The organism is Stenotrophomonas sp., assembly GCF_050737575.1.
Taxonomy (GTDB): Bacteria; Pseudomonadota; Gammaproteobacteria; order Xanthomonadales; family Xanthomonadaceae; genus Stenotrophomonas.
The window spans coordinates 301,978-327,854 of the sequence record NZ_JBOHXW010000001.1; the positions used below are offsets into that span (position 1 = coordinate 301,978).

22 protein-coding genes are annotated in these 25,877 nt (G+C 63.6%); 5 read left to right on the plus strand and 17 right to left on the minus strand.

What is annotated here, in order from left to right:
* Window positions 1–46: 46 nt before the first annotated feature.
* From ACREP4_RS01420 to ACREP4_RS01435, 4 genes are all read right to left on the minus strand, one after another.
* Window positions 47–1,111: a sensor domain-containing diguanylate cyclase gene (locus ACREP4_RS01420; RefSeq protein ID WP_431594426.1), complete on the minus strand. Its 1,065-nt coding sequence runs from the start codon at window positions 1,109–1,111 to the stop codon at window positions 47–49.
* A gap of 90 nt (window positions 1,112–1,201) precedes the next feature.
* Window positions 1,202–1,924 (minus strand): pseudouridine synthase, encoded by a 723-nt coding sequence (locus tag ACREP4_RS01425; protein ID WP_431594427.1) that lies wholly within the window; start codon window positions 1,922–1,924, stop codon window positions 1,202–1,204.
* Window positions 1,925–1,977: 53 nt separating this feature from the next.
* The gene (locus ACREP4_RS01430; protein ID WP_431594428.1) at window positions 1,978–3,588 is read right to left on the minus strand and encodes a GGDEF domain-containing protein; all 1,611 of its coding nucleotides are present in this window, start codon (window positions 3,586–3,588) and stop codon (window positions 1,978–1,980) included.
* Window positions 3,589–3,980: 392 nt separating this feature from the next.
* The gene (locus tag ACREP4_RS01435; protein WP_431594429.1) at window positions 3,981–5,936 is read right to left on the minus strand and encodes a DEAD/DEAH box helicase; all 1,956 of its coding nucleotides are present in this window, start codon (window positions 5,934–5,936) and stop codon (window positions 3,981–3,983) included.
* 187 nt (window positions 5,937–6,123) lie between these two features.
* Between ACREP4_RS01435 and ACREP4_RS01440 the strand changes: the two genes are divergently transcribed.
* Window positions 6,124–6,399: an RNA-binding S4 domain-containing protein gene (locus ACREP4_RS01440; RefSeq protein ID WP_431594430.1), complete on the plus strand. Its 276-nt coding sequence runs from the start codon at window positions 6,124–6,126 to the stop codon at window positions 6,397–6,399.
* Between the two features lie 140 nt (window positions 6,400–6,539).
* Here the strand turns inward: ACREP4_RS01440 and ubiM are convergent, their stop codons facing one another.
* The 3 genes from ubiM to ACREP4_RS01455 form a co-directional block, all read right to left on the minus strand.
* Window positions 6,540–7,718: a 5-demethoxyubiquinol-8 5-hydroxylase UbiM gene (ubiM, locus tag ACREP4_RS01445; RefSeq protein WP_431594431.1), complete on the minus strand. Its 1,179-nt coding sequence runs from the start codon at window positions 7,716–7,718 to the stop codon at window positions 6,540–6,542.
* Window positions 7,719–8,103: 385 nt separating this feature from the next.
* The gene (locus ACREP4_RS01450) at window positions 8,104–8,649 is read right to left on the minus strand and encodes a DUF4019 domain-containing protein (RefSeq protein ID WP_431594432.1); all 546 of its coding nucleotides are present in this window, start codon (window positions 8,647–8,649) and stop codon (window positions 8,104–8,106) included.
* A gap of 79 nt (window positions 8,650–8,728) precedes the next feature.
* On the minus strand, window positions 8,729–9,862 hold the full coding sequence (locus ACREP4_RS01455; protein WP_431594433.1) for a hypothetical protein: 1,134 nt from the start codon (window positions 9,860–9,862) through the stop codon (window positions 8,729–8,731).
* Window positions 9,863–10,027: 165 nt separating this feature from the next.
* On the opposite strand from ACREP4_RS01455, the gene ACREP4_RS01460 reads away from it, so the two are divergent.
* The 3 genes from ACREP4_RS01460 (at window position 10,028) to ACREP4_RS01470 (ending at window position 13,480) form a co-directional block, all read left to right on the plus strand.
* On the plus strand, window positions 10,028–11,491 hold the full coding sequence (locus tag ACREP4_RS01460) for an AlkA N-terminal domain-containing protein (RefSeq protein WP_431594434.1): 1,464 nt from the start codon (window positions 10,028–10,030) through the stop codon (window positions 11,489–11,491).
* Window position 11,492: 1 nt separating this feature from the next.
* Window positions 11,493–11,999 (plus strand): methylated-DNA--[protein]-cysteine S-methyltransferase, encoded by a 507-nt coding sequence (locus tag ACREP4_RS01465; protein ID WP_431594435.1) that lies wholly within the window; start codon window positions 11,493–11,495, stop codon window positions 11,997–11,999.
* 230 nt (window positions 12,000–12,229) lie between these two features.
* Complete coding sequence (locus ACREP4_RS01470) at window positions 12,230–13,480, plus strand: ectonucleotide pyrophosphatase/phosphodiesterase (protein ID WP_431594436.1); 1,251 nt, start codon at window positions 12,230–12,232, stop codon at window positions 13,478–13,480.
* A 150-nt stretch (window positions 13,481–13,630) separates the two neighbouring features.
* Here ACREP4_RS01470 and ACREP4_RS01475 read toward each other — a convergent pair whose 3' ends face one another.
* Window positions 13,631–14,539: a DnaJ C-terminal domain-containing protein gene (locus ACREP4_RS01475; RefSeq protein WP_431594437.1), complete on the minus strand. Its 909-nt coding sequence runs from the start codon at window positions 14,537–14,539 to the stop codon at window positions 13,631–13,633.
* 128 nt (window positions 14,540–14,667) lie between these two features.
* Window positions 14,668–15,099 (minus strand): Hsp20/alpha crystallin family protein, encoded by a 432-nt coding sequence (locus ACREP4_RS01480; RefSeq protein ID WP_431594438.1) that lies wholly within the window; start codon window positions 15,097–15,099, stop codon window positions 14,668–14,670.
* A 149-nt stretch (window positions 15,100–15,248) separates the two neighbouring features.
* Here ACREP4_RS01480 and ACREP4_RS01485 point away from each other — a divergent pair, with 149 nt between their 5' ends.
* Entirely contained in the window at window positions 15,249–15,731 is a 483-nt protein-coding gene (locus tag ACREP4_RS01485) for a peroxiredoxin (RefSeq protein WP_431594439.1), read from the plus strand.
* A 220-nt stretch (window positions 15,732–15,951) separates the two neighbouring features.
* Here ACREP4_RS01485 and ACREP4_RS01490 read toward each other — a convergent pair whose 3' ends face one another.
* The 8 genes from ACREP4_RS01490 to ACREP4_RS01525 all read right to left on the minus strand — a co-directional run bounded on the left by ACREP4_RS01490 (window position 15,952) and on the right by ACREP4_RS01525 (window position 25,727).
* Window positions 15,952–18,042 (minus strand): M13 family metallopeptidase, encoded by a 2,091-nt coding sequence (locus tag ACREP4_RS01490; protein WP_431594440.1) that lies wholly within the window; start codon window positions 18,040–18,042, stop codon window positions 15,952–15,954.
* Between the two features lie 313 nt (window positions 18,043–18,355).
* On the minus strand, window positions 18,356–19,312 hold the full coding sequence (locus tag ACREP4_RS01495) for an MBL fold metallo-hydrolase (RefSeq protein ID WP_431594441.1): 957 nt from the start codon (window positions 19,310–19,312) through the stop codon (window positions 18,356–18,358).
* A 149-nt stretch (window positions 19,313–19,461) separates the two neighbouring features.
* A complete protein-coding gene (locus ACREP4_RS01500) occupies window positions 19,462–20,604 on the minus strand; it encodes an MFS transporter (RefSeq protein WP_431594442.1) in 1,143 nt (380 codons plus the stop codon).
* 57 nt (window positions 20,605–20,661) lie between these two features.
* Entirely contained in the window at window positions 20,662–21,450 is a 789-nt protein-coding gene (locus ACREP4_RS01505) for a DeoR/GlpR family DNA-binding transcription regulator (RefSeq protein WP_431594443.1), read from the minus strand.
* 164 nt (window positions 21,451–21,614) lie between these two features.
* The gene (locus ACREP4_RS01510; RefSeq protein ID WP_431594444.1) at window positions 21,615–21,794 is read right to left on the minus strand and encodes a hypothetical protein; all 180 of its coding nucleotides are present in this window, start codon (window positions 21,792–21,794) and stop codon (window positions 21,615–21,617) included.
* 11 nt (window positions 21,795–21,805) lie between these two features.
* Window positions 21,806–22,075, minus strand: a complete 270-nt coding sequence (locus ACREP4_RS01515; RefSeq protein ID WP_431594445.1) for a PAAR domain-containing protein — start codon at window positions 22,073–22,075, stop codon at window positions 21,806–21,808.
* A complete protein-coding gene (locus ACREP4_RS01520; protein ID WP_431594446.1) occupies window positions 22,072–23,652 on the minus strand; it encodes a type VI lipase adapter Tla3 domain-containing protein in 1,581 nt (526 codons plus the stop codon). The genes ACREP4_RS01515 and ACREP4_RS01520 overlap by 4 nt, the downstream gene beginning before the upstream one ends.
* Window positions 23,653–23,741: 89 nt before the next feature.
* Window positions 23,742–25,727 carry a T6SS effector phospholipase Tle3 domain-containing protein gene (locus ACREP4_RS01525; protein WP_431594447.1) on the minus strand — a complete coding sequence of 662 codons (1,986 nt, stop codon included), beginning with the start codon at window positions 25,725–25,727 and terminating at the stop codon, window positions 23,742–23,744.
* Between the last annotated feature and the right edge of the window lie 150 nt (window positions 25,728–25,877).

A 25,877-nucleotide genomic window follows, 5' to 3' on the forward strand; every position in this document is an offset into this window, starting at 1 on the left:
CGTGGCCGAGCGGTGTCGCAGCAACCGCGACACCCTCGTCCGCGCCTCAGTCGGCCACGACCACCCGATCGCGGCCTTGATGTTTGGCTTGATAGAGCGCCGCGTCGGCGCGGCGCAAGGTGTCCTGCGGGGTTTCACCGGGGCGATGCGACGCCAAACCAATGCTCACCGTGATCGGCACGCCCACCGGCAGCAGGCCGACGGACTCGCGCAGGTACTGGCATTGCAGTTCGGCCTGATGCAGCGGGGTTTCCGGCATCAGGATCACGAACTCTTCGCCACCAAACCGGGCGGCCATACCGCGCGCAGCGAATTGTGAACGCAATGCGCTGGCCAGTTCGGTGAGTACGCGGTCGCCTTCATCGTGCCCATGAATGTCGTTGACCATCTTGAAGTGATCGATATCAACGATAGCTACCGCCGGCGTCACCGTGCTGCCGCGTTCAATCGCATCGGACAAGGCAGCCGACAACGCGCGTCGGTTCGGCAGGCCGGTCAGGGGATCGGTGCGGGTCTGTTCGGACAGTTCCAGGTTCTGTTGTTCAAGCTGCTGGTAGTACTCGGCCAGCCGCGCTTCGTACCACTCGTGCTCGGCCCGGTGGTGATCGATCTGCTGCCGCAGCACACGCATTTCCAGCAGCTTGCTCACCTGCCGCGACAATGCATTCAGTGCTTCGGCCTGCGGCCCGTCCAACACCCTCGGGCTTGAATCGAACACGCACAACGAACCCAGCGAATGACCATCACTGCTCAGCAACGGCGCGCCCGCGTAGAAGCGGATGTGCGGCTCGCCCAGCACCGATGGATTGCCTGAAAACCGTGCGTCCTGGCGGGCATCCTCGACCAACGTCAGCTGCGATGGATGCAGGATGGTGTGGGCGCAGAACGCCTCGTCCCGTGGGGTCTGCACGGCCTCCAGCCCCTGCAGCGCCTTGAACCACTGCCGGTCGCGATCAATCAAGGTCACCGCCCCCATCTGCGTCCCGCACAGGGTGCGGGCGATGGTTACCAGGTCATCAAACGCGGGCTCACGGTCGGTATCGAGAATGCGATAGCGCTGCAGCGCAGCCAGGCGCGCAGCTTCGTTGACGGGCTTTGGCGGTTTGATCATGCGCAGCTCCCGGCTCCGGCGAGGAACCTCGCCTTCTGAACGCGGGAGAGTCTAGCCGCACCGCGCGCAGGGCGCGGTGAGGATCACACATCACCAGTTCTGATGTTGCGGCAGCAGGCCGCGCAGTTCCTGCTCGGTGAGGTTGCGCCATTGGCCGGGCTTGAGCGCACCAATCTTGACGTTGTCGATACGTACGCGGCGCAGCTGGTTGACGCGGAAACCAAACTCGCTGGCCATCATGCGGATCTGCCGGTTCAAGCCCTGCTCCAGGATGATGCGGAAGCCGAACTTGGCGATGCGCGAGGTGCGGCACGGCAGCGTCATCTGGTTATGGATGCGCACGCCACGGGCCATGCCACGCAGGAACTCATCGGTGACCGGCTTGTTCACTGCGACCAGGTATTCCTTCTGGTGACCGTTCTCGGCGCGCAGGATCTGGTTGACGATGTCGCCATTGCTGGTCATCAGGATCAGTCCTTCGGACTCCTTGTCCAGGCGGCCAATCGGGAAGATGCGCTGCTCATGGCCGACGAAATCGACGATGTTGCCCTTGACCGCGGTTTCGGTGGTACAGGTAATGCCCACTGGCTTGTTCAGCACGATGTAGACGTGTTTGCGGCCGGTGCTCTTCTGCACCGCGCGGGCGCGCAGCGGCTGGCCGTCCACACGCACTTCATCACCTTCGCCCACCACCGCGCCGGTGCCGGCGGCGATGCCGTTGACGGTGACCCGGCGTTCGCTGATCAAACGGTCGGCCTCGCGGCGCGAACAGAAGCCGGTTTCGGCAATGTGCTTGTTGATTCGAATTGTCATCGGCGGATTATCCGCCATCGCCCGCGGCCCGAACAGCGCGCGGCGCGCCGCGTTCAGTCAGCCAGCGGCGCGTCGCGTGCATCCACCACCCGGTTACGGCCACTGCGCTTGGCCCGGTACATGGCGTTGTCGGCCCGCCGCAGCAACGCGGCGACGTCGTTGTCGTCGGGGTGCAGTTCGGCCAGTCCGATGCTGGAGGTGACGACCAGGCCGTCGTGCGCCAATTCGCTGGCCTGCTGACTCACCCGCTCACGCAGCTGTTCCAGCCGCGGCAGGGCCACATCGGCACCGCTGCCGGGCAGCAGGATCAAGAACTCCTCACCGCCCATCCGGATCACGTCGCTGCGGTTGCGCACGCCCGATTCCAGCGTGCGCGCCACCGACACCAGCACCTGGTCGCCGACATCGTGGCCGTAGCGGTCGTTGATCTGCTTGAACAGGTCGATATCCAGGAAGCCAATCGACAACGGCTGCCCGTTCAAGCGCGTTTCCAGCAGGTAGCGCTCCAACTGGCGCAGGCCGGCGCGGCGGTTGGGCAGGCCGGTCAAGGTGTCGGTATCGGCGAGCTGGCGCATTTCATCGCGCTGCTGACGCATATGGCCAAGGCTGCGGTTGAGCGAATAGGCCGACATCATCAGGAACCAGGTCACCGCCAGCTGCACCGCTTCCACCCGGTATTCAACCAGCAGCGGGTTGCCGGAGACATCGGCCAGCATCAGCAGCAACAGCGGCACCACGGCGACCATGCCGTCCACCGCGTGGTAATGACCACGACGCAGCGACAGAAAGCTCACGCCCAGCGCGATCACACAAGCCAGCGCGAACATGGCGTCCAGAGCGACTGCAGTCATCGCCAGCGTGTGCCAAGCCATGAACGGCGTCATCAGCGCCACCAGCACCAGCACACCGGCCATCCAGAGCATCCAGCGGCGCGAGTTGCGCACCACCCTGCGGCCGCCGCAAAGGCGCCACAGCATCCAGCTCATCACGCCGTAGCTCAGCGCGGAAACAGCCACCATCCACACCGGCGCGGCGCGGCCCACCGGCAACCACGGCTCGGGATAGCCACTGAGTCCGCTGAGAATCGACTGCCACACCACCAGCAGCGCGCACACCACGGTGTAGGTCAGAAAATCGCGGCCACGGGTGGTGACGTAGCCCATCAGCGCCGACAAGGCCAATGCCAGCGCAATGGCAATACACGCCGTTCGCACCAGCAACCGGGCGGTGTCGCTCTGCTGCACCGGGCTGGGCGCGCCGAGGCGCACGGTGGGAATCCAGCGCGATTTGAGCGGCGGTTCCCAGGCAACAAGAATCGGATCGACATTGCCGGCCTTGGGCACCATCACCATGCCGATGCCGGCGCGGAACCGCGAATCACGGGTGCGCGCATCCTGCATGTGGCCGCACACCTGGCGCTCGCCGTGGGAAATCATCACCTCCCCGGCAAACACATTGAATATGTCCAAGGCCTGCGGCGCGCCGGGCCAGCCGTCGGCCGGCGGTTGCACCTGGATGACGTGGGTCAGCCGCGCCAGGATTTCTGGCGTACACGCCCGCACCGGCGCCTGCTGGTCCGTCGCCTCACCCAGCAACAAATAATCCCGATCAACCTGCAGCACCTGCGCCATGCCGACCATCGGCCACAGCAATACCAAAAGCATTACCAGCCGCCGTATGGCCCAAACACGACACCAGCGCCATTCCTTTGCCCCCCCGCCGTCCACCATGACTTCCCTTCTGCGTCCCCCGACGCAATCGCGCGGATTATCGCAACAACACGGTGATGGCGGTATGTGAAAACACACCCGCCGTTCACGATGTCTTCCGGTGTCGTCGTCATGCAAGGCCGAACAAACGGTGATTGCCACCGCACTTCGCACCCGTCGCTGAAGCGGGGCCTCAGTCCGCTGCGGCATTCCCGCTGAAACGCCTGCCGCGCATGGCTCGGCATTACGGCGTCATTCCAACTACTGCCCGGCATTTCGCGACGGACAAAAAAAAGACAACCCTGCAACTGCAGGGTTGTCTTGATCACACGGGGTTGTCGCTACCCTTAGAAGTTGCGCGGGCCACGCGGCTTGAAGCCGTCACGGCGCGGATGCGCTGCCGGCGCACCCGGGCGCAGACCCGGACGACCACCGCCCGGCTTCTTGTCGAAACGTGGCTTGGACGGCGACGACGAACCCGCATCTTCGCCCTCTTCAAGACGACGCATCTGCAATTGCTGGCCCGACACCCACACCTTCTTCAGGTGCTGCAGGACGTCGCTCGGCATGTCTGCCGGCAGATCCAGCACCGAATGGCCGTCATGAATGTCGATGCGGCCGATGTAGCGGCTTTCCAGCCCCGCTTCGTTGGCGATGGCACCGACGATGTTGGCCGGCTTCACGCCGTGGGTGTGACCCACTTCGATCCGGTAGCTTTCCATGCCGGCATCCGGCGCGCCGCGCGGCGTCATTTCACGACGCGGACGCTCGCCAAACTCACCTTCGCCACGCGGCGGACGCGGTGCGCGCTCGCCACCACCGTCATGACGTGGGCCACGCTCGAAACGCGGCTCGAAGCGTGCCGGACGCTCACCGCGCTCGCCACGGTCATCGCGACCACGCGAGAAGCCGCCGTCACGGTCACGCTGCGGACGCTCGGAACGCTCGTTGAACGCCGGCTGGCGATCACGGACCTGCGGGGTCAGCAGGAACGGGGCATCGCCCTGCAGCAGCTTGGCCAGTGCAGCGGCAACGTCCACCGCCGGCACGTTGTTCTCGTTCTCGAAACGCTGCACCAGGTCGCGGTAGAAATCAGTATCGCCACTGGCCAGGGTCTGGCTGATGCGCTCCATGAACTTGGTCACGCGGTGATCGTTGACCGCATCCACGCTCGGCAGCTGCATTTCTTCGATCGGCTGGCGGGTAGCGCGCTCGATCTGGCGCAGCATGCCCTTCTCACGCGGCGTGGCGAACAGGATCGCATCACCGCTGCGGCCGGCACGGCCGGTACGCCCAATGCGGTGCACATAGCTTTCGGTGTCGTACGGGATGTCGTAGTTCAGCACGTGGCTGATGCGCTCCACGTCCAGACCGCGCGCTGCCACGTCGGTGGCGACGAGGATGTCGAGCTTGCCGTCCTTCAGCTGGGCGATGGTGCGCTCACGCTGGGCCTGCTGCATGTCGCCGTTGATGGCGGCAGCGGCCAGGCCACGGGCCTGCAACTTGCCAGCCAGCTCTTCGGTGGCCGCCTTGGTCCGCGCGAAAACGATCATCGCGTCGAAAGGCTCCACTTCCAGGATGCGGGTCAGTGCATCGAGCTTGTGCATGCCGCTCACCCACCAGTAACGCTGGCGGATGTTGGCCGAGGTGGTGGTCTTGGACGCGATGGTCACTTCCACCGGATCACGCAGATAGGTCTGCGCGATGCGACGGATCTGCTGCGGCATGGTGGCCGAGAACAGCGCAACCTGACGGCTTTCCGGCAGCTTCTTGAGCACGGCTTCGACGTCGTCGATGAAGCCCATGCGCAGCATTTCGTCGGCTTCGTCGAGGACCAGGGTCTTCAACTCGGACAGGTCCAGGGTGCCGCGATTGAGGTGATCAATCACGCGGCCCGGGGTACCGACCACGACATGCACGCCGCGGCGCAGGGCCGACAGCTGCTGGCCGTACGGCTGGCCGCCGTAAACCGGCAGCACGCGGAAGTTGGGCATGGCCACCGAGTAGCTCTGGAACGCTTCGGCCACTTGGATGGCCAGCTCACGGGTCGGGGCCAGCACCAGCACTTGCGGCTTGGTGGCGGACAGGTCGATGTTGGACAGCACCGGCAGCGCGAAGGCACCGGTCTTGCCGGTACCGGTCTGCGCCTGGCCGAGCACGTCGCGACCTTGCAGCATTGCGGGAATGGTGGCGGCCTGGATGGGCGACGGCGACTCGTAGCCAACAGCGGCTACGGCTTTCATCACAGGCTCTGAGAGGCCGAGATCTGCGAACAGCAGCGGCGCGGGGGATTCTTGGGTCATGGGAACTCCGGGGGCACCGCCGCGAACGGGCGGGCGAAAAGACGCACATTGTGCGCCCTGAAACCCCTTGCTGTCGCGTGGGGGCCGAGTATCCGTTCAGCTGGCGCCCATAGGCCAGCCGCTGGACCGCCCCATCGGCGGACCATTAGCGCACAATAGCGCCCGTTTTTCCCCCTGTGAAGACCCCATGCAGCGCATTGATTTTGAGCTTGACCGTGAATACGTGGAATTGAAGCAGCTGCTGAAGCTGACCGACCTGGTCTCCAGCGGCGGCGAAGCCAAAACGCTCATTGGCGACGGACAGGTGAGCGTCGATGGCGAGGTCGAGCTGCGCAAAGCCTGCAAAATCCGCGCCGGCCAGGTGGTCGCGCTGGGCGAGGTGCAGATCCATGTACTGGCGGAGACCGAGTCCGACGACGAAGACGAAGACGATTCGGACGACTTCGACGACTCGGACGACTAAGCCGGCCAGCGCCCGCAGGCGCGGAGATAAGCCGCGAGGCCGCCGCCTCGTCAGCAGCCCAGTGTCTTTGAAGGCCACCGCACGGTGACCTTCAGGCTCAACTGCTTCGCGGCTTACTCCGCGCCTGCGGGCGCTCCCGTTCAGGCCATCCGCTGGGTCAGATGGCCGGCGATCAATTTCCTGAACGGAACGACCCCGTGTGCCACCCGCAACGCGGCCCCGCGCACCAACCGGGCCGGCAGGCGGCTGTCGTTGTACAGCGTGGCGATGGCATTGGTGGCCTCGTACAGCGGACGCGTCGCCAACCAGTGGCCACGCTCGTAACGGGCCAACAGCGCCGTCGCGCCAATATCCCCGCCCTGCCCCGCGGCCTCGTTGATCAGTTGCGCCAAGCGCTGCTGGCTTTGCAGGCCGAAGTTGAAACCGTGCGCGGTAACCGGGTGCATGCCAACCGCAGCGTCGCCCACCAGCGCATAGCGATGGCCGACGAAGCGCCGCGCGTACACACCGACCAGCGGATAGACATGCCGCGTTCCCACCGGCTGCATGTCGCCCAGCCGGCGCTCGAAGAAGCCGGTGACGGCGCGGCCGAACTGCGCGTCGTCCATCGCCACCAATTCCTGGATCTGCTGCGGCGGCAGGGTGATCACCGCCGAGGCTTGATTGCGCGGCAGCGGCAACATGGCCAGCGTGCGGCCGTAGCCGAACCACTCCCAGGCTTCATTGCGATGCGGGCGCTCGCACTGCAAGCGGGTCACCATCATCGACTTGCCAAAATCCCGCATCTGCGCGCCGATGCCCATCATCCGCCGCGTCGCGGAGAAGCGGCTGTCGGCGGCCACCACCAGCCGCGCCGTCAGCCGACGACCATCGCTCAGGGTGACGGTGTTGTCCGCGCTGCCGGTTTCGATGGCCGTGACCGAAACGCCGTCCAGCACCTCCAGATCGGCCTGGCCCTGCACCGATTCCCATGCAGCGCGGCGGATCAGGTGATTGGGCACCAGCCAGCCAAGCTGATCGACATTTTCGCGCTCGGCGGCAAACCCCAGCGCAAACGGCGAGGTGCCGTTCATGACCTTGGCGCTGCGCAACGGTGAGATTTCGTCCGGATCAATGCGTTGCCACAGGCCCATGGCCTGCATGACCTGATGCGAGGCGTGGGTAAGTGCGATCTCGCGCCCGTCGAAGGCCGGCTCGGCCAACGCCGCCGCCGATTGCGGTTCGACTACGGCCACCGACAGGCCGCTGCCTGCCAGACTGCGGATCAGGCTCAATCCGGCCGGGCCGGCTCCCACCACCAGTACATCCACCTTGCGCATTTCACACTCCGCCACCGTACTGGGGAGCAAGCCTAAACAGACCGCTGTAAGGAAACATTGATCTGGATCAGGTGCAGGGCAGAAGTGCCTGAGCAAACCTGCGGCAGGCCGAACCGCTGCCGCCGGGTGTGCAGTGATGCTGAATTCCAGGTGCCCTCACCCCAACCCCCGCTCCGCGCCCCGGCCCTTGCGCAAGGGCGTTCGATGGGCAACGAACCAATGGTTCGTAAGCTGCCCCTCTCACCCCGCACGCGGGAGAGGGGCTCAACGGCGCGTTGGCACCTGGCGGGCAGCGCGGGAAACGCCAACCGCCGGCTGCTGCGTAGCCCATCAAAAAAGCAAAACGGGCACCTTTCGGTGCCCGTTCCCAAAATACTTCGCGCGATCAGTTATTGGCGGCGCGGAGGCTGTAACCGGAGGCGCGCCAGACCTTGTCTTCGTCCAGACGGAACGACACCAGCTCGCGTACCGGCTGGGCGTTGTTGGCGAACCGGGTCGGGAAGCTGACGTTGACGTAGATGCCTTCCGGCACTGCAGCGCCGGCCGGGTACTGCACGCGGGTGATCGAGGGTTTGCCGCGCGACACCAGCGCACCGAGCCGGCTGCGGTCGGCGTTGACGTTGTTGGCGAACTGATCGCGCGTCACTGCCTTGCGGGCCACGGCCGAGGCGCCGTCCCAGACCTGGGCGGCCTGATTGCCATCGACCAGTTGCGCCACACGCTGCGCAGCGGTGGTCATCTCGGCATCCTGGCGAGCCAGCTGCGCCTGTTGCGCGGCGTTCAAGGCCGGGCCAGGTCGCGCTGAACCGGCCGCTGCGGGAGCGGGTGCGGCGGCCGCAGGTGCTGGCGCAACGGGTGCGGGCGCCTGCGCCATCAGCGCGCCGGCGGGCAGACACAGGGACAACACCATCAGCACACAACTAGGACGCATAGCTCTCTCCACGACGCTGTCAGTTGAACGGAACCGCCATCCAATCACGAAATGAGACTTGCCGCACAACCCGTCGTTTTCAGTGTGCCTGCGGGGGTACAGCCAGCTGCGCGCTGGCCGGGGCCGAAACGGCGGTTTCCGATGACGGTGTCACCACCGGCTCGGGCACCAGCAAGGCAGTGTCGATCTCCGACAACGGGCTTTCGTCCGGGCAACGTTCGTCCGGGAAACCGAAGCGCTCCTTCAAGGTCTGCCCGCAATGGGTGACGGTTTCCAGGTCCACGCCTTCCACCTTGCACTCGCGGTCGAAAGCAACCAGAAACGCATCCTTGCGGCGCACGAAATCATCGCCGCATTTGCGCATCTGCTTGATCCGCTCCAGGTCGTCCTGCACCGCATTGGTGCCGTCCAGGCCGAACTGCTTGAGCTCGTCGTTGGTCAGCAGACGCAGGCTACGATTGGGCACGGTCATCATCAGATCCGCCACGCCCACCGCCACGCCGTTGCGCTGCAGGTAATCCTTCACGTTGTCGTAGACCTCGTGCAGTTCCTTGTTCAATTCCGCACGCGAAGTCGCCGTGGAACTGATGCGCATCATGCGGTGGATGCCCACCTTGCCGGAGATCAGCCGGTTGTCGCCGGCCGCCAGCACGAACACGCAGGCGCTGTGACAGATGGAACCTTCGCGCACCCAGATGGTCCACGCCGATTCACCGATGTTGTCACCGGCGACGATGGCTGCTTCCACCTGGCCGCCGCTGGAATCCAGATCCAGGATGCGCCGGCTGATCTTCATTGCATCGGCCACCACCGCCAGGCGCGACACCAGCGCGGTGAATGACGGGTTGATCTTGCCGGCGTAGCGCACGCGCACCAGTCCGCGTTCCTGGCAGGGCGCCAGCGCCGCATCCACCGAGGCGCGATCCAGGGCTTCCAGCGCGATGCCATCGCCGGCCTCGCCCGCGTAATCGGTATCGCAGCTGACCCAGGCCTTGCCGTTTTCCAATGCCACCTCGGGCCACTCGCGGCCCTTGGCCGGCAGCACCGGCGCGACCGGCGCGGGCGCATCGGCCGCATTGATCGAGACCATGTGATCGCCATCGGCGGCCAAGGCCACGGACGGATCCGCCGCCGGCTTGGCGACCGGCTCCTGACGATTGCAGGCCACCAGCCCGAGACACAACAACGAGGACCACCAGAATCTGGGCAACATGGCGAGCAAAGCGCTTCCCTGTAGAGGCGCAACCGGCGCCGGAAAGCACACAGTCTAGTGCGGGTAGGCGCTCCCACTGCAATCCCTGCTAAACAACGGATCGTCATGTGCATTGATGTCCGGAATTGACCAGTGCAGCGCTGGCAACGGGCCTAGACTGGCCGCATGCACACGCCGTCCATGCCCTCCCACGACCAATGCGAACAAGCCCGGCTGGCCCGCGATGCCCGCTTCGACGGGCTGTTCTTCACCGCCGTGCGCTCCACCGGCATCTATTGCCGGCCGGTATGCCCGGCGCCGCCGCCGCGCCCGCGCAATGTCAGCTATTACCCCAGCGCTGCCGCCGCTACGGCCGCAGGCTATCGGCCCTGCCTGCGGTGTCGGCCGGAGTTGTCGCCCGACGACGCCAACCTGCTGCAGGACCACACCCTGCACCGCGCCCTGACCTTGCTCAACGAAGGCATCCTGCAGGACCAATCCGCCGCCGCATTGGCCACGGAGATGGGCTTGAGCGCGCGTCAGCTACAGCGCCTGTTCGTCGCCCGCCTCGGCGCGACGCCCGCGCAGCTGCATTCCACCCGGCGCCTGTTGTTGGCCAAGCAGCTGCTGACCGAAACCGCCTTGCCGGTCACGCAGATTGCGTTGGCCGCCGGTTTCAACAGCCTGCGCCGCTTCAACAGCGCCTTTCTGCAAGGCTGCGGCATGCCGCCCAGCGCGCTGCGTCGCCAACGCGGCGCCGTGAACGGAGGGGAGCCGGTGCTGCGCCTGGCCTACCGGCCGCCGCTGGATTTCAACGCGATGCTGGCCTTTCTGCGCAGGCGTTCGCTACCGGGCATCGAGTGCATCAACGAAGACAGCTACCAGCGGGTGATCGTCGCCAACGGCAGCGCCAGCCTGATCCGCGTCACCGCCGATCCCAAGCGTCCCGAACTTCGGCTGCAACTGGGCACGACCGATCCCCGCGCCATTCCCGCCATCGTCGCGCGCGTGCGCCGCGTGTTTGACCTGGATGCCGACCTGCGCACCGTGCATGCCAGTCTCGAACATGAGCCGCTGCTGGCACGCGGTATCGCCGAGCGCCCGGGCCTGCGTATTCCCGGTGGCTGGGACGGCTTTGAAGTGGCCGCACGCGCGGTACTCGGGCAACAGGTCAGCGTGGCCGCGGCAACGACGCTGGCGCGGCGGCTGGTGGACCGGTTCGGCGAACACCTGCCGGGCATGCCGGAAGACTTGGACCGGCAATTCCCGGCACCGGCCACGTTGGTCGAAGCGCCACTGGAATTGATCGGCCTGCCCCGCACCCGCGCTGCGACCTTGCGTGCCGTGGCGCGTGCCTGCGCCGAAGGCCGGCTGGATTTCAGCCGCGCGCAGACGCTGGAGCACTTCGTCCAGCAAGCCACCGCCCTGCCCGGCATTGGCCCGTGGACCGCGCATTACATGGCGCTGCGGGCAATGGGCATGCCCGATGCCTTCCCCGCGGGTGATCTGGTGCTGCAACAGGTGCTGGGCGAAGGCACCCGCCTCAGCGAAAAACAAACCGAAGCCCGCTCGCAGGCCTGGCGGCCCTGGCGTGCCTACGCCGTGCTGCACTTGTGGCATCTGTCCGCAGAACCGACCAAGGAGTCCTGACATGACCCTCTATTACGACCGCTTCGACACCCCCATCGGCCCACTCACCGTCGCCGCCGATGAAAACGGCGTACGCCACATCCTGTTCGCCGAAAACCGCCACGACGCCAAAGGCCGCGAGCAGTGGCAGCACGACGCCGATTTCGTTGCCGAACCGCGCCGGCAATTGTTGGAATACCTGCAGGGCAAGCGCCGCCAGTTCGACCTGATCCTGGCGCCGGCCGGCACCGACTTTCAATTGGATGTCTGGCAGATGCTGGCGCGCATTCCGTTCGGCGCTACCTGGAGTTATCGCGAGCTTGCCGAACGCATCGGCAAACCCACCGCCACCCGCGCGGTGGGTGCTGCCAACGGTCGCAATCCGCTGCCCATCGTGCTGCCCTGCCATCGCGTGATCGGCAACAACGGCGCATTGACCGGCTTCGGCGGCGGCTTGCCGACCAAGGCGGCACTGTTGCGGCTGGAAGGTATTGGTGTGAAAGAACCGGTGGCGGATTTGTTTGCTTGAGTTGCGGGCTTGGAATTCGTGGTTAGGCGCTGAGCCGGCAAGCGCAGAGACAGAAGCTCCCCCTCCCCAGCCCTCCCCTTCGCGGCGCAAAAGGGAGGGGACTGATCGCGGTTGCCTGCTGGATTGCATGTTCTCTTGCTCGCGCAGGTGCGATGCATGTGCGTTCAAACTCCACACCCCAACACCAACCAAAGCGCCAAAGCGTCACACGCCCGATTTATCATGGCGCGATGATTTCCATACGCTTTCCCGTTGCGGCGCTGACCTGCGCCCTGCTCGCCGCGTGCGCAACTTCGCCCACGCCATCCTCTCCACCTCCGGCGCCACCGACCGTGCTGCTGTTGTCCATCGACGGCCTGCGTGCGGACATGCTCGACAGCGGCAACAGCCCCAATCTGTCGCGCTTGGCGCACGAAGGCGTGCGGTCGGTCGGCATGCGGCCTTCCTATCCGTCGCTGACCTTCCCCAATCACTACACGCTGGTCACCGGCCTGCGCCCGGATCACCACGGCGTGGTCCACAACAGCATGAATGCCGACGCGCTGGGTGACTTCCGCGTTGGAGATCGCGAGGCCGTGCGCAACCCCGCCTGGTGGGAAGGCGGCGAACCGCTCTGGGTCAGCGTCGAGAAGGCCGGCTACAAAAGCGCCACCTGGTCCTGGCCTGGCAGTGAAGCACCGATCCACGGCTTGCAGGCGCAGCAGCGCCACCCGTATGACGACAGCGTGCCGCTGCCCGAGCGCATGGAGCTGGTGTTGTCATGGCTGCAGGGCGCGCCGGACGGAATCAAGCCGCGCTTCGTCGCTGCCTATATGGAGCATGTGGACAAAGCCGGCCACAAATACGGCCCGGATTCCCCCGAATACGCAGCGGCGCTGCGCCAGGTGGATGCGGCGATTGGCCTGTTGATCGACGGCATGGCGCGCGACGGCTCGCTGGATCGCACCAACATCGTCGTCGTCTCCGACCACGGCATGGCCACGGTCAAGCAGGATCAAGTAATCACGCCCGATGACATGGTCGCGCCGGACATCGCGCGCGCCGTTTCCATTGGGCAGTCGGTTGGTTTCGCACCGCAACCCGGCAAGCAGGCAGAAGCCGAGAAAGCACTGCTCGGTCGCCATGCCCACTACGAATGCTGGAACAAGGCGCAGTTGCCGACGCGCTGGCATTACGGCCAAAACCCGCGTGTGCCGGCCATCATCTGCCAGATGGATGAAGGTTGGGATGCAGTGACCGCGGAAATGCTCGCCAAGCGTGCACCCGGTAATAGTGGCTCACACGGCTACGACCCGGCGTTGCCATCGATGCAGGCGGTATTCGTCGCGCGCGGCCCGGCATTTGCCCAAAGCAAGCAGCTGACCGCGTTCGACAACGTGGATGTATATCCGTTGTTGACCCGACTGATCGGCATCACCGCGCAGCCCAATGACGGCGACCCGAAAGCGTTGGAGCAGGCGCTGCGCATGCCGGGCAAGTGAGCCCAGAAGCGCGCTATGCTTAAAGCCCCTCTCCCGTCTTTACGGGAGAGGGGTTGGGGTGAGGGGGCTCCTAAAAGCACGTAGAGCAAAAGCTCGCCTCATCCGCCCCTTCGGGGCACCTTCTCCCGCAAGCGGGAGAAGGGGAGGTCGTCAAACACTGTCCCCAAACGCCTTGGCCAGTTCGCGATACGCCGCATGCTGGGCGTCGTTTTCCGGCACCGGTGCGATGACTTCCAGTTCGACGATCTGATCGCCATCGGCCGGCTTGCCCGGCAAACCACGGCCGCGCAGGCGCAGCTTGCGGCCGCTGTCCGAATCGGCTGGCACCTTCAGTTCCACCGAGCCACCGAGCGTGGGCACGCTGATACTGGTGCCCAATGCGGCCTGCCACGGGGTGACCTGCAGCGTGTACAGAATGTTGCGGCCGTCCACCTCGAACTGCGGGTGCGCGGCGTATTCCACTTCCAGCATCAGGTTGCCGCCACCGCTGCCCTGCCCGCTCAGACGGATCACCTGCCCCGGGCGGATGCCCTTGGGCACGCGCACATCGAGCTGGCGACCGTCCACGGTGATGCGCAGGCTGTCGCCGTTGTAGGCGGCCTCCAAGGGCACCGAGAGCTTGGCGCGGGTGTCACGCATCGGTTGCGGGCCAGCGCTGCCGCCGAAGCCATTGCGGCCACGCGCACCGCCTGCACCACCGCCGCCACGCTGGCGGGCGAACAGGCTTTCAAAGAAATCACTGAAGCCGCCGCCCGCACCTGCGCCGCCAAACACTTCTTCGTAATCAAAGCCCTGACCGCCACCGAAACCCGGCGGTGCCTGGAACTCTTCGCCGGGACGATAGCCCTGCGCGCGCAGCTGATCGTAGGCCTTGCGTTTGGCCGGATCGCGCAGCGCTTCATAGGCCTCGTTCACGGCCTTGAACTTGTCTTCGGCGCCGGCTTCTTTGCTGACGTCCGGGTGATACTTGCGCGCCAAGCGCCGGTAAGCCGTCTTGATCTCCGCATCGCCGGCGGTGGGCTCCACGCCCAGCGTTGCGTAGTAATCCTTGAATTCCATCCTTACACCTCTGCAAAAAAGTCAGGCCCGCCACCTTTCGGCAACGGGCCGTCATGCAACCGGCAACCGCCGTGGCGCCATTCTAACGGGCCACGGCGGTCCTGCTGGTGGAAAGATGCTCACACCGCTCAGGCAGCGGTCGCCGATTCCACCTGGATACGCCGGGGCGCGGCCTCGTTGCGCTTGGGAATGCGGATTTCCAGCACCCCGTTGTGGCTGCGGGCGACGATGCCCTCCGCGTCGGCGGTGTCGGGCAGCGTGAAACGCCGGTTGAAGGCGCCGTGGGCACGCTCACTGCGCGAGAACCGCTCTGCTTCAGCGGCAACCGTCGCGGTGCGTTCTCCCTTGATCGACAACACGCCCTTGTCCATCTGCACCTCGATGCTGGACGGCTCCACGCCGGGAAGATCGGCCAGCAACACAAACTGCGCGGTTTCTTCGCGGATATCCACGGCAGGCACCCAGCCTTCGCGTGCCGTGGCGGGCGTTTCCAGCAACGGGGCCAGCAAGTGGCGGATGTCGGACTGCGTCGGCCACTGCCGGTAACGTACGATGCTCATCATGTCCTCCTGCTAAGTAGCGGCTGGCAGACCACAACGGCGCTGCCGTTCCATGCCCACGAGGTGTTGTGTGAAAACGGTCTTTTCAAGCCGTTGACGCTGCGCTTCCCCTCCCTCACTAAACTTCAATTCAGATTCAGGAGTCCGCAATGTCCATCCAAGTTGGCGATCGTGTTCCGGAAGTCACCCTCAAGCGTCTGCGCGAAGGGCTGGAGACGGTTGACACCTACACGCTGTTCGACGACCGCAAGGTGGTGTTGTTTGCCGTCCCCGGCGCGTTCACCCCGACCTGCTCTGCCCGTCACCTGCCCGGCTATGTCGAGCACTTCAACGACTTCCGCAGCCGCGGCATCGAAGTGTTCTGCATGGCAGTCAACGACCCGTTCGTGATGCAGGCCTGGGCCAAGTCGCAATCGGTGCCGGACGGCCTGCAGATGCTGTCCGACGGCAACGGCGACTTCACCCGCGCATTGGGCCTGGAGATGGACGCCAGCAGTTCCGGCATGGGCATCCGTTCGCGCCGCTTCGCGCTGTATGTGGAAGACGGCATCGTGCGTGGCTGCTTCGTGGAAGAGCCCGGCAAGTTCGAGGTGTCCTCGGCCGAGTATGTGCTGGAACATCTGCCCCGGTAATTTGCCCTTGATCATCTCCTCGGCGACAAGGAGACCAGCAGGCACATCTGTGCGCATGGAAATGACACGCGCAATCCACTTGAAAATAGCGCCCCTCTCCCGTTGACGGCAGAGGGGTTGGCGTGAGCGCCACCCTTCCCGTTTCACCCAGACACCCAGATAAAAGAAGGCCCGGCAATGCCGGGCCTTCTCACATCACATCTTCAAACAACTGCCGCAATCACCAGATCACGACACGCTTGTCGTCGGCGCGCACCATCGCATCGCCGGCCTTGCACTGGAACGCTGCGGCGTACGACGGCATGTTCGACGGCGCACCATTGGCACGGAAGTTGGCCGGTGCGTGCGGATCGGTGTTCAGGCGCACGCGCAGCTCGCCATCGGTGAAATTACGGCGCCACACGGTGGACCAATTCATGAAGAAGCGCTGGTCCTGGGTGTAACCGTCCACCGGCACATTGGCTTTTTCGTCTTCCTTCAACGCCATCTGCAGCGCGTCGTACGACACAGTCAAACCGCCCAGGTCGCCGATGTTTTCACCCAAGGTCAGCTTGCCCTTGACGTTGATGCCCGGCAGCGACTCGTAGCCGTCGAACTGCGCGACGAGCTGGTCGGTGCGGCTGTTGAATGCACTGCGATCGGCGTCGGTCCACCAGTTGTCGAAGTTGCCATTGGCGGCGAACTGGCTGCCCGAGTCGTCATAGCCGTGCATCATTTCGTGGCCGATCACCGCGCCGATGCCACCGTAGTTCAGGGCCGGATCGGCCTTGGCGTCGAAGAACGGCGGCTGCAGGATCGCGGCCGGGAACACGATCTCGTTCTTGGTCGCGTTGTAGTACGCGTTCACCGTCTGCGGGGTCATGCCCCACTCGGTCTTGTCCACCGGCTTGCCGATCTTGCCCAGCATGTAGCGGTAGTTGAACGCGCGTGCGGCCTGCATGTTGCCCAGGTAGCTGTCGCCATTGGTGGTCAGGCCCGACCAGTCACGCCACTTGTCCGGGTAGCCGATCTTCGGGGTGAAACTGGCCCACTTTTCCAGCGCCTTCTTCTTGGTGTCATCGCCCATCCACGGCAGCGATTCCAGGCGCGCCTTCAGTGCGACCGACAGGTTCTGCACCAGGTGCTCCATCGCCACCTTGGACTCGGCCGGGAACACCGCATCCACATACAGCTGGCCGAGCGCCTCACCCATTGAGCCGTTCACCGAGTCCAGCACACGCTTCCAGCGCGGCTGCATTTCCTGCTGGCCGCGCAGGGTCTTGTTGAAGAACTCGAAGTTGGCCTGCTCGAAATTCTTGCTCAGGTACGGCGCCGCGTTGTCCACGGTGTGGAAGCGCAGGTAGGCCTGCCAAGTGGTTGCCGGTACGTCGGCCAGCATCTTGTCCAGCTCGGCGAAGAAGGCCGGCTGTGCCAGCGAGAACTTGTCCTTGGCCGGAATCTGCAGCGTGTCGAACAATGCGGTCCAGCTGAAGTTCGGTGTCTGCTTGTCGGCATCGGCGGCGCTGAGCGGGTTGTAGCGCTTGGACGGGTCACGCAATTCGATACGCGACAGCGAGGCCTTGGCCAGGCGGGTCTCGAAATCCATCACGGCCTTGGCTTGTTCCTTGGCCTGCGCAGCGTCCACGCCGGACAGGGCCAGCAGTTGCTCGATGTAAGCCACATACGCGTCGCGGATCTTGGCCTGCGATTCGTCGAAGTAATAGCCCTTCTCCGGCAGACCCAGACCGCCCTGGCCGACATAGGCGATGACGTTGGACGAATCCTTGAAATCCGGGCTGCCATACAGCCCGAACAGGAAACCATTGCCCTGCGCGTAGCTGTCACGCAGGTAGCCACCGAGCGCGGCGGTGTCGTTCAGTGCCGCAATCTTGTCCAGCTCCGGCTGCAGCGGGGTGATGCCGGCGGCTTCGATGCTCGCTTCGTCCGAACCGGTGTTCCAGATGTCACCGATCTTGGCTTCCACCGAACCGGCCTCCGCCTTGGCGGCGGCGGCCTGCTGCACCAGCGCGTGCTGCACTTCCAGCGAGCGCTCACGCAGGATCTCGAAGCTGCCCCAGGTGGTCTGGTCGCCCGGCACCGGGTTGGCGGCGAGCCACTTGCTGTTGACGAAACCGTTGAGGTCCGTACACGCCGAGATGGACGGATCCAGATCGGCCGCGTTGAGGGAAATCAGCTGCGTCTTGATCTGCGACTGATCAAACGCCGGCTTGGCAGCAGCAGCGGCAGCAGGTGCTTCGGTCTTGCCGCAGGCGGCCAGCGAAGCAACGATGGCGACCGTCAGGGACAACGGGGCGAGCTTGGAAAACGACATGGACATCTCCGACCAAACAGGGAAAGGCCGCGCGAGCACGCGCGGCACCGCCTGAGAGCCTAGTGGATTCCGGGGCTGCCCGGGATCGGCCGAAGGTAACGGTGTTTCTGACGCGGATTCGGGCCAGCGCGCCATTTCCCGCATTGGAATGCGATATCAGCACGCTGTGCTGATTGCGTTATGGAGTCACCGACAAGGTTCGCAACCGCCCCCCCATTCGGCACCGCCACGCGAAAACCAGGGTGCTTCTCCCGAATTCAGACTCCAGCGTGAGCCGCGCAACGCGCACGCTCACGCCTCCAGCCACGCTCCGTCACCATTCACCGCGACGGTGGTTTGAGACCCAGCGGTACATGCCCATGATGTTCAGCTTGTTCATCGTGTCGAAGCCGATCCAGGCCCTGGTTTCGGCGCTGAACGTCACTTTGCGGTACAGCTCATCCCATGACTGTCCCGCGCGGACCAATTCAAGCACCTGCTGGTGCAGGTCAACCATATACGCGCGCAACGCGATCTGATTTTCGCGGGTGGCCGGCGAGTAATGACCGACGTCGATGAAGTCCACGTCCTGCGCGATCACCCAGTCCAGCGTCTCGATCCATCCCGGATAGTAGAAGTCGAGGAAATCGTTGTAGGGCATGGTTCCGCTCTGGCAGACATCCGTGCACTGCAGCGCTTTATAGCCGGGAAACAACACCATGATCATGCTGTCCGAATGGCTCGCCGCCACGCGATGCAGCAGTACGGTTTCACCGCCCAGCGTGATGCTCATGTCCTTGTCGAACACGCGATCGGGCACGGCGGTGGGAAGCTTCTCGCCGACGATTGGCTCCACTGCACGCTGGTTGGCGACCACGATGGTGCCGTCCTGCTGGAACACCTGGCCGCCGCTGATGTGATCGGCATGCCCGTGCGTGTAAACCACATAACTTACCGGCACGCCGAAGCGCGTGCGGATCTCGTCACGCAACCAGCCGGAGGTACAGGTCGCCGCTGGATCAATCACCAACGCGCCGTCCTTGGTGATCAGGACCAAGCCACTGTGCACCGACAGCCCAGCACCGCTGGTATGCCGATACAGGTTGCCCTTCACCTGCTCCAGCCCGCGTGGCATGTCCGGGCAGTCCGCGCCGGTGAAGTCCGGCAGCAAAGGTCGGTTTGCGTAGTGCGTGTGATCAACGGCAATGCCGTTGTCGGCGGCGTGCGCCTGTAGCGGTGCGAGCAAGGCGGCGGTAAACAACAGCGACAGCGTGCGAAGGAAAGCAGCCATGAGAATCTCCCGGGGGGCTCGTCATGAGTCGTGTGCGGCGAACCATAGGCCCGGCCACCGCAAATGTCAGCCTTTCCGCTTGAATCCGCCGCTCAGCGCAACCACCGCACAACGCTTATCATCGGGAAACCTGCGCCCGGACGACGCCGTTAATTTGACCGGGCAATCAACGCGCCGATTACCGCCACGCAGGCCAGTGCGAAGGCGGCCAGCAAGAACGCGAATGGCAGTGACCAGTGCTGGGCGATGAAGCCAATCGATGCCGGCCCAAGCAACACACCGGCATATCCCAAGGTAGTGACCGCCGGGATTGCGACGCTCTCCGGCATCCGCGTTTGTCGCCCAGCCAGAGTGAACATCACCGGCACGATGTTGGCGCAGCCAATGCCGACAAGTGCATAGCCCAACAGTGCGATGGAAAAGCTCGGCACCAATGTCGCCAGTGCAAAGCCCGCGCTCGCAAGCAAGCCCCCCAGCAACACCGCGCGAGATGCACCCAGCCGGCTGACCAGTCGATCACCCAACAAGCGCGTCACCATCATTGCCACGTTGAAAGCAACAAAACCCCAGCCCGCCTGTTCCAGGTCGATGGCGCGCACCTCGTGCAGAAACACCGCACTCCAGTCCAGCATCGAGCCTTCCGTCAGGAAGGTGACAAAGCACACCAGGCCGATCAGGACCACCACGCCACGCGGCAACGCGAACGTTGCCCCGCCCTGCGCAGCGCGCTCCGTGCGCCAATGCCGCAATGACAAGGCGGTGACCAGCGCCGCGCCGAAGGCGACGACCCACGTCGCCACCTGTTCGCTTGCACCGGCGGACAACAGCAGCGTCACCAGCACCGCGCCAGTGAGCGCACCAATGCTGTAGAAGGCGTGGAAGCCGGACATCATCGGCCGCCCCGATTCGCGCTCGACAACCACCGCCTGGAGGTTCATCACGCAATCCATCGCGCCGATGGCCGCGCCGAACACCAGCAGCACCACGCCGATCGTCAGCGGCGTCGGCGCCAGCGCCAACAACGGCAAAGTGATCGCCATTATCACGACCGTCACCAGCATCACCGGACGGCAACCGTGTCGCGCCGCCAACATGCCGGCAATCGGCATCGCCAACAGCGAGCCCAGGCCGAGACACAGCAACACCACGCCGAGCATGGCGTCATCCAGACCGGCGCGTTGCTTGGCGAAAGGCACCAATGGCGCCCAGCAGGCAATGGCAAACCCCGGCACGAAGAAAGCGGCGCGTGTGGCAGCCTGTTGATGGCGTTGAAGCGTTGCGAGGTCGGTCATGAGTGGAGTCGAACAAAGACGCAGGCGCAGGACGGCCAACATCGGGATGGAAAGAATTCAAGCCGCACCGACGGCGACTGTGTGCACGCGCAGGGAATCGGTAGCGAACCGCTCGCGTAGTTCGGCTGAAATGCTGTCAGCGATGACCAAGTGATCCACCTGATCGATGCCTGCGATACGGAAACTTGCACGCGCGCCGATCTTCTCGTGCGTGGCAACGATGAGGGTCATGCCACTCACGCGGATCATCGCCTGCTTGAACGCACACTCTTCGACGTTGATGCCCCACACGCCGGTTTCCGGATCCACCGCGCATGCGCCCGGAATGCACACATCGGCCTGCACCTGCATCAGCTGTTGCAGCGCGATGGCGCCGATGGCGCCGCCGCTTTGCGGGTCGATCTTGCCACCGATCATCAGCACGTCCGTCGCCGATTCACCGGCCAGCGCGTCCGCAACGGCCGGCGCGTTGGTCACGACTGTCACCTTTTTGTCGCGCAACAGCTGCGCAATCACAACGTTGGTTGAACCGGCGTCAAGCAGGATCACCTGCCCCGGCTGGATCAGCGATGCCGCATACGCGGCCAAGGCACTGCGGCCATCGTCAGTGCGCTGAATACGCGCGGGCAGCGCGTCGAACTGCGGCGTCGGCAACAACGCGCCGCCATAGACACGTCGGCACAAGCCCCGGCTTGCGAGATCACGCAGATCGCGGCGGATGGAATCCTCGGAAACCCCAAACGCGATGGCCAAGTCATTAGCAACCACGCGGCCCGTGGCCTGGAGCTGGTTGAGGATGCGCTGCTGGCGCTCCTGCGGGAGTGCGTCTGATTCGGGGCTGCTCATATGGATGGGCCTGGATGCGGGGCGTTGCTGACTTGTGGCGGCAGCTGCACGGGGCAGCCCCCACTTCACGAAGCGGGCGCAAATAATGCATCACCGAATACAATCATGCAATTTCGTGCATATATTCCAGGAATATCACCCAACCTCATGCAGCAACCGGCAGATCAGCTATCTGTACCCACCACTATCCGGGTACACATCGCCAACCACTGCTGCAGCGCTGGGTTGTCCTGCTCAGGCCGCAGGCAGCACTGCAGTTCAAACGCGGCATCGGCGAGGTGGATCTGCTGGTAATGGACACGCGTTGATGCGATCAACCATAAACACATCACCGCCAAGCGCATGGTGGGGTTCTTCAGGCCACCCGAATAGCATCTGCGGTTCCAGCAATAGCGTGGCAACCGCAGGCAAGCTTGTGCCCCTCAAGCACCACGGGCTTTCCCTGCATCAAGCGCGTTGGGTGACCCTCAATAAATTGGAAGCTCCCGCGATGCATGGGGCACGACGCACTGTCACCAAGCACGGCGATGGGCTTTCCCTTCACCGCGTGACTACCCGCGAGCTGGCACTCAGTGACCATGCCGCCGCTGCTAGTGGCATCCCCCAGGCAAATGGGCGATGTCATCCGCCGCGCACCCGTCGCTTGAAGGGATCGAGGTTGACACCGGGCGGGTTATTTTTGGCCTTATCTTCGGCGCTGGGCGGACGCACCATCTGGATGGTGGCGCTGCCATCGTCGCCGGCATATACCACCGCGCTGACCCCGCCTTCGTGATAGCTGGCAACGGCACCCAGCCCGATCTGCACTAACGGGCTGGTCACCCCGACATTGGCGATGCGGCGGCCAATGTCGTAGCCCTCATCGACATTGCCCAGCTCCAGTCCATGACCATCGGTGTTCAATGCATGCAGCGCGTTGTTCAGAGCCACGTTCAACGCAGTGCCGTCATGACTGTCGTAGAACACGCGGCTCGGCACGCTTCCCTCCGGCAGTGTGGCCAGCGCCCGCTGCCAGCCTTCAAGCATCGCCTGGGTCTGCAATGCCGGCTTCAGCGGCTTGCCCTCTGCATCACGCAGCATGACCTTGATCGGCCGATGCAGGTGCCCGAGGTGAGGCGCCCGATCGAACTCTTCGACTTGATGTTTGGCCCAGCGGATCGGCAGCCATGGTGTGGGCTTGAACTCACCGGGGCCACGGTTGTCAGTTGTTGCCCATAGTGCAGGCAATGCGGCCTGCCAGTAGGACGTTGGCGTGGTGCCGGGTGCGATAGGATCTGTGGCGCCAGCTTTCCGAGCTTCCTCCTCGTAATGATCCATTGCCTTGGTTTTGTTCTCAAAGAAAAAAGACCAGAGCTTGCCCAAATCCGTGCGATTGTCCTGATTGTCCTCAGCGTAATTCGGAGCAAAGGGCCGCAGGTAGCGATCCACGCGGTCAGTACGCGCAACCAACAGCGTTGCGGTGGTGTCTTCCACCACAGGCACGAAGTGCTCGTCTGATAGTGGGGGAGTACCGGGAGGCGCATAGGGTTGCCGCGTCACATCACCGTCGCGGCTTGCGATCATGGCCAAGGGCAATTCTGTCTGAGTGTCGAAGAGCTCAAAGAGCTGCTCAATCATGGGCTGTGCATGGGCAACGTTGGCATCTTGCTGCCACAGAAACAATGTGACGCCAAGGGAACCCTTGAATCTCCCGGTGTCGATCAAGTCTGCGGCACGCATGTAGTCCCGTTTTGCAAGATTCGGCGGTTCTATTGCGAAGGTTGGAATGGGCCAATATGCCACTGCGTCGCCGGCCGCATACCGAAATGCCGACCCAGTTCTTGTGCCGGCATAGACTTGCCGACTCTGCGCCGAGTCTGGGTAGTCATTCGGATCCTGCGAATAGATCGATGCGAAGTTATCGCGTTTCTCTTGGATCTTTTTCCAGACCGACACCTGATGATGGGGGCCTGGTGCAAACCCTACGCCGCGCAGTTCAAGTGACCAGGTGCTTTCATCCTGTTGCTCGTGAAGAGGGGTATTTCCAGCCACCGCGCTGGGCGCCTCACCTGACTGGCGAGATAGTGCTTTTAGACCCCAGTGGCCACCAAAGACCAGCGCGACCAGCACGCTGATTCCGCCAATACCCCAGCCGATCGCGGTACGCATGTAGCCCTTCTCCAGTTCGTTAAGTGTGGTATCGGAATCTGGGGGCGTGCCCATCAATAATATCCAGAGGGTCCATGCCAGGCAGAGTGCAACTGCGGTCCAGCCGTACGGTGCAACGCGGGGGCGCAATCTTCCTACGGTGTTCACAGGTTGCTCCCCCCGAAAATTATGCCGGTCACTAGCTGGGGAAGGGTCTTGAGATCGACAAGATCGGCCGCCGGGAATTCACCGCGTCTGTAGTACCTGGCCGATGCAACAATGAGCTTTCGTGTGGACTCACTTAATTCCTGCCACTTTGGATTATTTTGCATGGCTTTAAGTTGCTCTCGTCCCATCTTCCAATCCGCCATCAGTGTCAGCAGCTGCCTCCAATCACGATCGTCCAGGCTGAAGCCTTGCCCGATTGCCACGTCCATCGCGGTTACCCAGCGATGGTTTTCCGGATCGCGCAGGATGGCAGAGTGATAGCTGTTGTCCTCCCACTTGCTCTTCGTATTCCACATCCACTCGCGAGCCTCTTCCGGGGTCATCTCCCGTTCCATCGTTCGGTGGATCAAACTAGTAAGTCGAACGCTTGCGGTGTGCTTGTTCTCGTCCGGTGACGCGCTGTTGAACTTCGCACGTGCGGCATCTGAATTCATGCCGGCATACGTGTCTGGCAATGGAATCCAGGGAAAATTCGCACTCTCCTTGCCCAGCGCAATGTTCTGTGTGACGTCATCAGGCCGGTCCTTACCCAGGGTGGTCGGGCTACCTTTGACGGCTTCGCCGCCAAACATCTGCGGCACATGGCTTGGTACCAACGCTTCGCCATTGGTCCAAAGGGATTCGGTTTTGCTCATGGGTTCAGCGGCGGTGCTTTTCAACGACCAACCGGCGGCATGACGTGGTTCGCCTTCGGCGCGCAGCAGTTGCCGACAGGGTTCAGCACCAACCAACACAGGCTTTCCTCCGCGATGTCGCTTCGTCCAAAGCCTTTGAAAGAAGCGCATTTCGCGCAGCTTCTCCATCGCCGGAGAGCCGTTGGCCGTATCGGGAACGCCGAAGGTGCCAATGCCTACGACCGTATCAAGCCCAACCGTTGAGTCGTCGGGGCTGAAGTACAGATACACTTTGCCGCGATTGTCGCGCTCGGGAAAAACAATGGTTTCCGAGCCCTTGCCAATGCGGTGTCCCTGCCGCGGGTTCCACCGTGCCCCCGCACGGCCGCCCGCATTCGGCTGACCTTCTGAAATATCGCCGAGTGCGGGCATGGCATACGGGTTTTTTGTAACGTGCTCGACGATTCGGAGCAGGGTCGAGAGTGTATTGTGCCCACTTGGAGTAGGGCCGGTCAGAATCGAATAAGGGCTGGCCACCATGATTACGCAGTCTGCACACCGCTGTGATCGGTCTGCTAAAAGTGCCTGTGCCAGCAGGGTGATCAACGTGCCCTGGCTGTGCCCAATGATTGTGATGGTCTCAGACGGATAGAGACCTCGGATTGTGCTTACAAGCGTCGCCAAACGTTCGGCCGCGAGCACGAAGTAGCGACGGTGAGGGCCTGTGGCCATGTGCTGGCTGTTGGGCAACGTAGGGTTGGCCACATGACGTATGAACTTGTCGAAGCCCTCGCCATACATTTCCACCAAATTATTGGTGGCGTTGGCGAAGAATCCGCCTGCCTTACCGAAATGCCGATCAAGGCGATTTCCGCGCTTGTCCTGGTACTGGGTGCGGATTTTAGTCGGGTCGCCATTAGGCTCCCGCTTGATCTCGTTGTCTGCGGCTCGATATCCCCAATAGAAAGGAATCATCACGCTTTTGGCGTATTTATCCTTCCGCATGTAGAGGTGCGTGTCCGGGTCATCCAGAGCATCGATGTCGTCTTGCGTTCGCTCGCTTTCTGGCTTTCTAGCCGACGCCCTGTAGTCCACGCCATAGCGTCCCGGCCTCAGATCCGCGCGGTCCAACCGTTCGTTCAAGCCCTGGCATAACCCATCTTCGACCGAAGCGTAGCTGGCACCGGGATCGTTGACGCCGTGCAGGAAAATGACCACGCCCGGACGCTGACGGCGTACCGGTGTGTTGTTCGGCACCGTGGAATTTGGGGTAAGCCGGCTCTGGCCCACCGCTTCGTAGTTACTCACTTGCACACTCCTGTTTTCACGCTGGCTTCCTTGCCATCAATGGCCTGCACTCGCTTCGATCCGCCACTCGTTTCGGGACAGCATGCAAAGGGAGGACCGGCGTGCCGCCGAAACTTCTTGATATGAGCGCAGTCACGCAACGAACCTGAA

What these genes read in the sequence shown, in the direction of transcription:
- ACREP4_RS01420 (WP_431594426.1), bottom strand. Translation starts at nt 1,111, where the DNA reads ATGATCAAACCGCCAAAGCCCGTCAACGAAGCTGCGCGCCTGGCTGCG.
- ACREP4_RS01425 (WP_431594427.1), bottom strand. Translation starts at nt 1,924, where the DNA reads ATGACAATTCGAATCAACAAGCACATTGCCGAAACCGGCTTCTGTTCG.
- ACREP4_RS01430 (WP_431594428.1), bottom strand. Translation starts at nt 3,588, where the DNA reads ATGCTTTTGGTATTGCTGTGGCCGATGGTCGGCATGGCGCAGGTGCTG.
- ACREP4_RS01435 (WP_431594429.1), bottom strand. Translation starts at nt 5,936, where the DNA reads ATGACCCAAGAATCCCCCGCGCCGCTGCTGTTCGCAGATCTCGGCCTC.
- ACREP4_RS01440 (WP_431594430.1), top strand. Translation starts at nt 6,124, where the DNA reads ATGCAGCGCATTGATTTTGAGCTTGACCGTGAATACGTGGAATTGAAG.
- ubiM (WP_431594431.1), bottom strand. Translation starts at nt 7,718, where the DNA reads ATGCGCAAGGTGGATGTACTGGTGGTGGGAGCCGGCCCGGCCGGATTG.
- ACREP4_RS01450 (WP_431594432.1), bottom strand. Translation starts at nt 8,649, where the DNA reads ATGCGTCCTAGTTGTGTGCTGATGGTGTTGTCCCTGTGTCTGCCCGCC.
- ACREP4_RS01455 (WP_431594433.1), bottom strand. Translation starts at nt 9,862, where the DNA reads ATGTTGCCCAGATTCTGGTGGTCCTCGTTGTTGTGTCTCGGGCTGGTG.
- ACREP4_RS01460 (WP_431594434.1), top strand. Translation starts at nt 10,028, where the DNA reads ATGCACACGCCGTCCATGCCCTCCCACGACCAATGCGAACAAGCCCGG.
- ACREP4_RS01465 (WP_431594435.1), top strand. Translation starts at nt 11,493, where the DNA reads ATGACCCTCTATTACGACCGCTTCGACACCCCCATCGGCCCACTCACC.
- ACREP4_RS01470 (WP_431594436.1), top strand. Translation starts at nt 12,230, where the DNA reads ATGATTTCCATACGCTTTCCCGTTGCGGCGCTGACCTGCGCCCTGCTC.
- ACREP4_RS01475 (WP_431594437.1), bottom strand. Translation starts at nt 14,539, where the DNA reads ATGGAATTCAAGGATTACTACGCAACGCTGGGCGTGGAGCCCACCGCC.
- ACREP4_RS01480 (WP_431594438.1), bottom strand. Translation starts at nt 15,099, where the DNA reads ATGAGCATCGTACGTTACCGGCAGTGGCCGACGCAGTCCGACATCCGC.
- ACREP4_RS01485 (WP_431594439.1), top strand. Translation starts at nt 15,249, where the DNA reads ATGTCCATCCAAGTTGGCGATCGTGTTCCGGAAGTCACCCTCAAGCGT.
- ACREP4_RS01490 (WP_431594440.1), bottom strand. Translation starts at nt 18,042, where the DNA reads ATGTCGTTTTCCAAGCTCGCCCCGTTGTCCCTGACGGTCGCCATCGTT.
- ACREP4_RS01495 (WP_431594441.1), bottom strand. Translation starts at nt 19,312, where the DNA reads ATGGCTGCTTTCCTTCGCACGCTGTCGCTGTTGTTTACCGCCGCCTTG.
- ACREP4_RS01500 (WP_431594442.1), bottom strand. Translation starts at nt 20,604, where the DNA reads ATGACCGACCTCGCAACGCTTCAACGCCATCAACAGGCTGCCACACGC.
- ACREP4_RS01505 (WP_431594443.1), bottom strand. Translation starts at nt 21,450, where the DNA reads ATGAGCAGCCCCGAATCAGACGCACTCCCGCAGGAGCGCCAGCAGCGC.
- ACREP4_RS01510 (WP_431594444.1), bottom strand. Translation starts at nt 21,794, where the DNA reads ATGCGCTTGGCGGTGATGTGTTTATGGTTGATCGCATCAACGCGTGTC.
- ACREP4_RS01515 (WP_431594445.1), bottom strand. Translation starts at nt 22,075, where the DNA reads ATGACATCGCCCATTTGCCTGGGGGATGCCACTAGCAGCGGCGGCATG.
- ACREP4_RS01520 (WP_431594446.1), bottom strand. Translation starts at nt 23,652, where the DNA reads ATGGGCACGCCCCCAGATTCCGATACCACACTTAACGAACTGGAGAAG.